Source organism: Occallatibacter sp. (genome assembly GCF_049802275.1).
GTDB lineage: Bacteria > Acidobacteriota > Terriglobia > Terriglobales > Acidobacteriaceae > Telmatobacter.
On the sequence record NZ_JBARMD010000113.1, the window covers coordinates 1 to 4,543 of the forward strand.

General features: G+C 55.6%; 6 protein-coding genes. 1 reads left to right on the forward strand and 5 read right to left on the reverse strand.

Annotated elements, in window-relative coordinates:
* Positions 1-652: 652 nt before the first annotated feature.
* From WA354_RS03795 to WA354_RS03805, 3 genes are all read right to left on the reverse strand, one after another.
* Complete coding sequence (locus tag WA354_RS03795) at positions 653-826, reverse strand: hypothetical protein (protein WP_472811679.1); 174 nt, start codon at positions 824-826, stop codon at positions 653-655.
* Positions 827-901: 75 nt separating this feature from the next.
* A complete protein-coding gene (locus WA354_RS03800) occupies positions 902-1,078 on the reverse strand; it encodes a hypothetical protein (RefSeq protein ID WP_472811680.1) in 177 nt (58 codons plus the stop codon).
* 1 nt (position 1,079) lies between these two features.
* Positions 1,080-1,277 (reverse strand): hypothetical protein, encoded by a 198-nt coding sequence (locus tag WA354_RS03805; RefSeq protein WP_472811681.1) that lies wholly within the window; start codon positions 1,275-1,277, stop codon positions 1,080-1,082.
* A 248-nt stretch (positions 1,278-1,525) separates the two neighbouring features.
* Here WA354_RS03805 and WA354_RS03810 point away from each other — a divergent pair, with 248 nt between their 5' ends.
* Positions 1,526-2,509 carry an aldo/keto reductase gene (locus tag WA354_RS03810; RefSeq protein ID WP_472811682.1) on the forward strand — a complete coding sequence of 328 codons (984 nt, stop codon included), beginning with the start codon at positions 1,526-1,528 and terminating at the stop codon, positions 2,507-2,509.
* A 121-nt stretch (positions 2,510-2,630) separates the two neighbouring features.
* Here WA354_RS03810 and WA354_RS03815 read toward each other — a convergent pair whose 3' ends face one another.
* Together WA354_RS03815 and WA354_RS03820 are read right to left on the reverse strand one after the other, a co-directional pair.
* Positions 2,631-3,041 carry a hypothetical protein gene (locus WA354_RS03815; RefSeq protein WP_472811683.1) on the reverse strand — a complete coding sequence of 137 codons (411 nt, stop codon included), beginning with the start codon at positions 3,039-3,041 and terminating at the stop codon, positions 2,631-2,633.
* Positions 3,042-3,504: 463 nt separating this feature from the next.
* Positions 3,505-4,302: a hypothetical protein gene (locus WA354_RS03820; protein WP_472811684.1), complete on the reverse strand. Its 798-nt coding sequence runs from the start codon at positions 4,300-4,302 to the stop codon at positions 3,505-3,507.
* Between the last annotated feature and the right edge of the window lie 241 nt (positions 4,303-4,543).

Sequence of the window (4,543 nt, forward strand, 5' to 3'; positions counted from 1 at the left end):
CCTCCAGAAACTAAGAGGCCAGATGTCCGCGGCCGCCTAGAAGTCGATCTTCCAAGGCCCTCCCCCAAGAGGCTGCATCCCAGGGTGCGACTCTTAACAAGACTCGCACCCACAGGGATTATTCACCACACCTCCTCCCTCAACACCACGACCTCCCCCAAAGCATCCACTCCCAATGAAATAGAGGCGTGTCATCCTGAGCGCCGCAAGCTTGGGGCCCCACGCAGTGGGGTAAGCGGCGCGAAGGATCTGCTTTTGCCCTTCGCTCGCATCACGAGAATCGAGGTGCCTCATCCATATCGTGATTTGCATCGAGCGAATCACAACATGGGTGGGAAACCGCGAACCGAAGCTCACCACCGCGGCCAAGTCGTCACGATACTAGCGCATCAGCTTGGAGCATCTACCGAAAGCGATCGCATCCGACATTTGGAATTGGAAAAATTCTGGAGGTCGCGCGGCGCATCGAGTGCCTTGTCATCGGGAACGGACCGACTCATACCACGATTTCGTTCAATGGAGAATGCAGCAGCCAGCAGAGGGAGCAGCGGCCTTTAGGCCGATGAATAGCGTCGTAATGTGATGATGGGCCTCAGGCCCGGGCAGTCTGACCCCTGATCACTGACCCTTGATGATCACTGACCCCGGGCCCTCACCGCTCTCCGTCAATCGGCTCCACGCGATTCTTACCCTCGTAGATGCTGATCCATTGCCGGTCCTTGTCCGTCAGATCGGCCAGCTCGGCCGTGGCGCGCAGTCCGTCTTCGCGCGTGTCCTTGATTGAATCTCTAATTTCAGCGAAATAGATACTTGTAATTATGTGCATAGCGACCTCACTTGTAGGTATTCGACTCTAAAACGGGCCCGAATAGATGCAAACTCATTGGTAAGTTACCTCTTTTTATGCCGTCTTGCGTTCGAGTTCCGCGATGCGGCCGGCAAGAATGCGCTTCAAATCGGCGATCTGCGGCGTCTCCTCCGTCTCTGCTTCGAGCCTGTCCAGCGTCTGGCGCAGCATCACCAGCTGATTGCGATGCGGCTGTTCAGCTACCGGTTTACGAAATTCAAAAATTGACATCTTACGCTGCCTCTGAATGCAGAACCTGTTCCCGCATGCCTTCCGTCTCAGACCGAAGCCAGACCGGACGCCGCATCGCACCCTCCGCTTCACGAATGCGATTAAGAAGATGCCGCCGGATCACTGCAACCGCCTCCCCATCGCCAAAGTCCGGGCTGTCGTCGAAGTGGTGAAGCTGGGCCCGGAGCGCGCGAACCATTTCGTCCTGAGGGAGTCTGTTCATGTGACGAAATAAAGAGTGCCATGTCTGGCTTTTTAAGAAAGTGATTTGAGTCACTCCTTGACGTCCTGATTCCCACAGCAAGAGTTGGCAGTAGCCACTAGCCGTTAGCTCGTAGCTAGTAGCTGTGAGCTACCGGCAACCAGCTACAAGCTTCGTCCAGGCGCAAACTCCAACAAAACACAAAGTGAAACCGTCATCGGCCCTCCTCCATCCAACGGAGTGTGATGACTACAACCACTTCCGCAGCATCCTCTCTCCGCGCTCTCGGCAACTCCAATCTTTTACTCACCCCCATCGGCTTCGGCGCCTGGGCTATCGGCGGCGGCAATTGGGAGTTCGCCTGGGGCCCGCAGGACGACAACGAATCCATCGCCGCCATCCACCGCGCCCTGGACCTCGGCGTCAACTGGATCGATACTGCCGCCATCTACGGACTCGGCCACTCCGAAGAAGTGGTGGCGAAAGCACTGAAAACGACGAGCCACAAGCCCTACGTGTTCACCAAGTGCTCCATGCGCTGGCACGACGACCGCAGCATCTACCGCTCGCTCAAAGCCAAGTCCCTGGAAGAAGAGCTTCACGCCTCTCTTCGCCGCCTCGGCCGCGACAGCATCGACCTCTACCAGATCCACTGGCCCAACCCCGAAACCGAAATCGAAGAAGGCTGGGCGGCCCTCGAGAAATTCAAGGATCAGGGCAAGATCCGCTATATCGGCCTGTCAAATTTCAATGTGGAACAGATGAAGCGCGCGCAGAAAATCGCGCCGATCACCAGTCTTCAACCGCCTTATTCCATGCTCCGCCGCGCCATTGAAGAGGAAATCCTGCCCTTCGCGCAGGCCAACAACATCGGCGTTATTAACTATTCCCCGATGGTTTCCGGTCTTCTTACCGGCAAGATGACTGCAGAGCGCGTTGCCTCTCTGCCGCAAGACGACTGGCGGCGTCGCGCCCCCGAGTTCAACGAGCCACGTCTAAGCCGCAACCTGCGCCTGGTTGACCTGCTCCGCGAAATCGGCAAGCCCCATAATGTCGAGCCCGGTGTAGTTGCCGTTGCCTGGACGCTCCATCATCCAGCCATTACAGCGTCAATCGTAGGCGGCCGCAGCCCGGTGCAAGTCGAAGGCCTCGCGCCCGCGCTCCACTTCCGCCTCACTGGCGAAGAGTACCAGCGCATCAATGCGTTTCTCGCCTCCAATCCCGTGTAGGCAACGTCAGCTCGACTCGCCGATCGCATCCAGTTCACGAAGTTGATTCGAGGCGTAGTTTCCGAGAAAAGCAAAACCCCGGCAAGCTGCCGGGGTTTTTGTTGAAAAACGGAACTGCTTGTTACATCGCAGCTACAAAATCGGGAACCAGAACCGCCGCGCTCTCCTGCAACAGCTGGGTCATTCTTGCGGCCATGCCGGTGTACATTGACGCGGCGCGGAATGCATTCACGCGAACACCCTCGCTCGCATGGCTGAACGCATATTGTGCCAGGGCCATCAGTACGCAAACCCTGATTTGCATTGCGTCGCTGCGCAGTGTCTCCACCAGCACGCGATCGACGTTCTCACAATGCCGGGTCGCAAAATCCGCCATTTCGAGCATGACCTTGGCGTTCTGATACATCACCCATAGACCGTGGGGACCCTGCATCCTCGTCCAGGTATCCTCGGGCGAGGCATTCAGTCCTTCTTTCCACAGGAACTGGTCACTCAGCTCGCGAGCGCTCCAGTCCGGCCGCAGCCGAGACATCAGCGACTCCCACGACTGAGAATTGCGGCGTCGCACACTCAAACGCCACCGACCCAGATACAAGGCAACCAGAACAACTGCAGCAAGTTGAAGCAGCGGGAAGATCATGAGTAGCCCTCAGTCCGGTCTTTGGTAACTGTCGCGTTGTTCCGTGAAGCGCCGGACAGCGCCTCACCGTTCCTAACACTTCTATCAGAAAAGACACACTTTGTGGACTTGTTTTCTGCAAATCCCGGCGATTTCCCCTTCCAGGGGTAATCCACACTCATGGTCACATCAGTAACTTAAAGTAACCTATGACAGGAGTAAATGACACTTTCGGGTGTCTGGATGGGCCATAGGGATCAATGTAAGGATTTTTAGAATGTTGAGCTTCAGGGCTTGGGGTCGCTCCCCACGATGCACCCCAATTCCCCGTGGCGACTAAATGCAGGTTGACTGGGTCCCCACCGGGCCAATTTGGTCAGCGCCCCTGAAAGCTGTCGTTCTTGGGCGCGGAAGACGAATTCGCCAAGGCAATCCGTGTACTACGCGCAGTTCCCGCCATAGCGAGTAGGAAATTCTGCATTTGTGGCGTGAATTCGCGTCTCTCCGGAACCTTTTGAGCGAAGCTCATAATCCAATAAATGATTGAGCAGAGATAACTTGCGCTAAGCAATTGCTCGAGATGGTGATATTGGGTGGCAAACTCAGGCACTCGGCTGGTATGCAGCATCGACACAGTTAGACTGACGATGGAAAAGAAGCCGAGGCCCGTGGCAATCTGCAGCTCTCGATCCCGCCATCCGATCGATAGCAATTGACTGCACCCCGCGATTGCCAGAAAAAACAGGATTCGTATGACCGAGAATGTTAGCTGGAAATGAACGATCAGACGGCTGTCCAAAGTGAGTTGATCCAGCCCAGGAGTTTTTGCGAAAGGCCAAATGATCGCACAGGCCAAAGCAATTATGAGGCCGACAGCAAAAATAGCTCCGCGGGGAAGGGATGAACGCACCGGTCGCAGAACGGACATAGAGACTTCAACTAAAACGCAAAATTGGAAGAGGGAATCGATGATGGTGGTAATCAGATATATACGAAGATCAGAATTAGGATAACGACGTACAAGAAAATACTGAGTGGTGTCGCTCAGCATTCCACAAGCCACGTATGCACAAAACACCGGAAAGTCTTTATAGACGCGCTTGTAAAGCAGCAATATAAGAATCGCTGCTTCCACAACATAACCGGCAGCGAATAGCGTCGAATCCAAGGTCACCGCCTGCCTCCCGCCAGAACGCAAAGACAGAAACAAGACTCAACTTTAACAGTGACCGGCAACCTTCCGAAAGAAAAATGGCTAGATGGTAACCCTCATGCGCAACGTAAGATCGGCTGCACCACGATCGGCGAGCTGGCCATGCGTAGAATCGGCTGCACCACGATCGGCGAGCTGGCCATGCGCAGAATCGGCTGCACCACGATCGGCGAGCTGGCCATGCGCAGAATCGGCTGCACCA

Coding starts and splice junctions, on each gene's coding strand:
- WA354_RS03795 (WP_472811679.1), bottom strand. CDS start 826: ATGCACATAATTACAAGTATCTATTTCGCTGAAATTAGAGATTCAATC.
- WA354_RS03800 (WP_472811680.1), bottom strand. CDS start 1,078: ATGTCAATTTTTGAATTTCGTAAACCGGTAGCTGAACAGCCGCATCGC.
- WA354_RS03805 (WP_472811681.1), bottom strand. CDS start 1,277: ATGGTTCGCGCGCTCCGGGCCCAGCTTCACCACTTCGACGACAGCCCG.
- WA354_RS03810 (WP_472811682.1), top strand. CDS start 1,526: ATGACTACAACCACTTCCGCAGCATCCTCTCTCCGCGCTCTCGGCAAC.
- WA354_RS03815 (WP_472811683.1), bottom strand. CDS start 3,041: ATGTCTCGGCTGCGGCCGGACTGGAGCGCTCGCGAGCTGAGTGACCAG.